The organism is Microcystis sp. M53602_WE12 (genome assembly GCF_030065455.1).
Lineage (GTDB): Bacteria > Cyanobacteriota > Cyanobacteriia > Cyanobacteriales > Microcystaceae > Microcystis > Microcystis aeruginosa.
The window spans coordinates 1-3,084 of the sequence record NZ_JASJFB010000598.1 but is presented as its reverse complement, the minus strand read 5'-3'; the positions used below and the strand labels follow the sequence as shown (position 1 = coordinate 3,084).

General features: G+C 42.9%; 1 protein-coding gene and 1 pseudogene. One reads left to right on the top strand and one right to left on the bottom strand.

The window, feature by feature from the left end; translation table 11 throughout:
* Positions 1-388: 388 nt before the first annotated feature.
* A pseudogene (locus PX482_RS18960) lies at positions 389-550 on the top strand (DUF2281 domain-containing protein); the annotation flags it as partial.
* Positions 551-737: 187 nt separating this feature from the next.
* On the opposite strand, the gene pta reads toward PX482_RS18960, so the two are convergent.
* The gene (gene pta / locus PX482_RS18955) at positions 738-2,834 is read right to left on the bottom strand and encodes a phosphate acetyltransferase (protein ID WP_002761840.1); all 2,097 of its coding nucleotides are present in this window, start codon (positions 2,832-2,834) and stop codon (positions 738-740) included.
* Between the last annotated feature and the right edge of the window lie 250 nt (positions 2,835-3,084).

The window sequence follows — 3,084 nt, the reverse complement described above, 5'->3', positions numbered from 1 at the left end:
CGAAGGTTACATGATATCAGCGAGACTTGGAAACTATCTCATCAAATTAGTTCCCCCATAGAGCCCCCTTGAGCCATCTGGCACACTTTTCTCTTTTTGTCACATTTTATGTTAAGAAAGATGTGACTAATGGATAGATTAAGGGGGGCAGGGGGGATCAAACCTAAAATCCATTTTTAATTTAATTATAACCAGCTACTTACCTTGAAGGTTCAATATCGAAAAAGATTTCTCAAAGATTTGAAGGCATTGAAAAACCAGCCTGTTTATGAGCAAATTTTACAGCTTGCTTTTAGAGATTTACCCAATGCCAAATCATTGCAGGATTAAGAATATAGTTGAGAATATGCCCGATGCTCTCAAAACTGAACTTTGACATTATGCCGAATATTTGCTCACTAAGTCTGACCAAACAGAAGAAGATAAACAAGCAGTAAAAGAATCCGTAACTGTTAAAAGAACTTTAGCTGGTTCAATAAAAGGAACTTTCGTTTTACCTTTAGCTAATGACTTTGATGCTCCCTTAGAAGACTTTGACGACTATAGGTAATGAGGAGTGCTTTAATAGATACTCATGTCTTTATCTGGTTAGCTGAGGATGACCCAATTTTGCCTGTTTCGCTGCGAGATAGTCTTGAAAATACCGATAATGTTTTTGTAAGTATTGCTAGTTTTTAGGAAATATCGATCAAGGTAAAAATTGGTAAACTCTCTCTCTGTTCTGAAATGACGATAACTCAAAAAGATTGGGATTGAATTGCCGTGATCACCACCGTATTGATAATATCGGGAACGGTACAACCGCGACTGAGATCATTGACGGGTTTTTTTAATCCCTGTAGGATTGGACCAATCGCTAAAGCTTTCGTTTCCCGCTGCACGGCTTTATAAGTATTATTACCTGTATTCAGGTCAGGAAAAATAAACACCGTTGCTTGGCCCGCCACCTCTGACCCCGGCATTTTTTGGGCGGCTACTTCCCTATCTACCGCCGCATCGTACTGAATCGGGCCTTCTAGCTTCAAATCGGGGCGTTTTTCCCTAGCGATTTTGGTCGCTTGTCGTACTTTTTCCACGTCTTCTCCCTGGCCCGATTGACCCGAAGAATAGGAAAGCAGGGCGATTCGCGGCTCTATTCCGAATTTTTGGGCGGTTTCGGCAGAAGATAGGGCGATTTCGGCTAATTCCTCGGCACTAGGGTCGGGATTGACCGCACAATCCCCATAGACCAAGACCCGATCCTCTAGACACATAAAAAAGACCGAGGAGACGATCGCACAATCGGGCTTAGTTTTGATAATCTGGAGTGCAGGCCGAATCGTGTGTTGAGTGGTATGCACTGCCCCCGATACCATACCATCAGCATCGCCTTGATACACCATTAAAGTGCCAAAATAGGAGACATCCTGTGCATAATCCCGGGCCATGTCGAGATTCATTCCCTTGGCTTTTCTCGCTTCGTAGAGGGTCTGCACATAGCTTTCAAAATGGGGACTAGCCACGGGGTCAATAATTTGCAGGCGATCGAGATCGAGAGTGATACCATGTTTTTTAATCACCATTGCAATCTCGTCCGGTTGTCCCAAGAGGGTTAAATCGACGATATCCTGTTCGATTAAAACTGTGGCCGCCTGGAGGATGCGCGGTTCGGTCCCTTCGGCCAAAACGATGTGACGTTTTTGCGCTTTGGCCTGTTGTACGAGATTATAGGTGAACATCTTCGGGGTAATCCCCTGGGTCCGCAAAGTGCGAATTTGCGCTTCTAGGCGATCGAGATTGATGTTACTGTGAAAAAGCTGCAGACTGAGGTTAATTTTATCGTAGTCCGTCGAGGTCAGGGTGGTCCGCACTTGGTGGATGCGTTCGGCCGTGGTGTAGGTATCGGTGGTGACGGAGAGAATCGGTAAGGGATCGGGCAAACCTTCAATTAAACGGGCGATCGAAGGATTGAGGTTATGACCTGCTGTTAAGACTATACCGGCTAATTGGGGATAATTGGCTGATTGGTGGGCCTGTAACATCCCGATAATCACATCGCCGCGATCCCAAGGAGTGATAATTAAACTATCTTCTTTTATCCGCTCTAGGGCATTTTGCATCTGCATGGCCACCACCAGAAAGTTACTAGCTAAACTGTCTAATCTCTGCTGTCCGTAGAGAACTTTTGCCTGTAATTGTTGGGCGATTTCTGCCACTCGCGGGCTGCTCAGTTTGGCATTGTGGGGAATCACTCCTAGAGCATATTCTTGGGGGGGAAAAATTTTAGTCAGGGTTTTCCGTAATTCCCCTATTTTTTCCTCTTCAGCTTGATTGATAATAATCCCAATCACCGTACAACCTTTATCTTGGTAGGTGTCGCAGGAAATCAGGATCGGACTAAGGGCATCTTCGATACTGCGATTGTGGGCATTACCTAATATTAAGATGGGATAACCGAGATTTTTGGCAATTTCTGTATTTAGTTCAAATTCAAAGGCGGAATTTTCTTGCAGGTAATCGGAACCTTCACAGAGGATAAAATCATATTTTTTTTCTAAGTTTTTAAACTTTTTGATAATTCTTTCGATGATTTCATCAAATTTTTGTTGTACCAATAAATCCTTAACTTCGTCATAACATAAACCAAAGGCCTCTTCGTAGGTTTGTTCTAATTTAAAATAATTGAGGATTAAGTCAATGTCTTCGTCCCGATGACCTTGGGAACAGTCGAGAACAATTGGCTGGAAAAAAGCAACTTTATTAGTTTTGCGGAGAATTAAGTCAATAATTCCTAAAGCTACTAACGCTTTACCGCTTCCCGTTGCCGTCGTGCTGATATATAAAGAGTTAGTCATGGGTAGAGAAGAATAATAACGAGGGTGGAATTTAATTCACTCACCCCAACCTTGAGGTGGGCTTTTTTCAGCTAAATCTTGATAATTCTGGTGAATCTGTTGATGGCAATAATTAACTTGTAGTTGTTGATCAAGGGTGGGAAATTCTGCAATCAAATTGTCTATCAGGGCGTGTATTGTTGGGAACTTTTCAGGTAAACTATCTTCAGTTGTTGGCTAATCCAGAGATTTTTCTCACAGAGCGATCGCT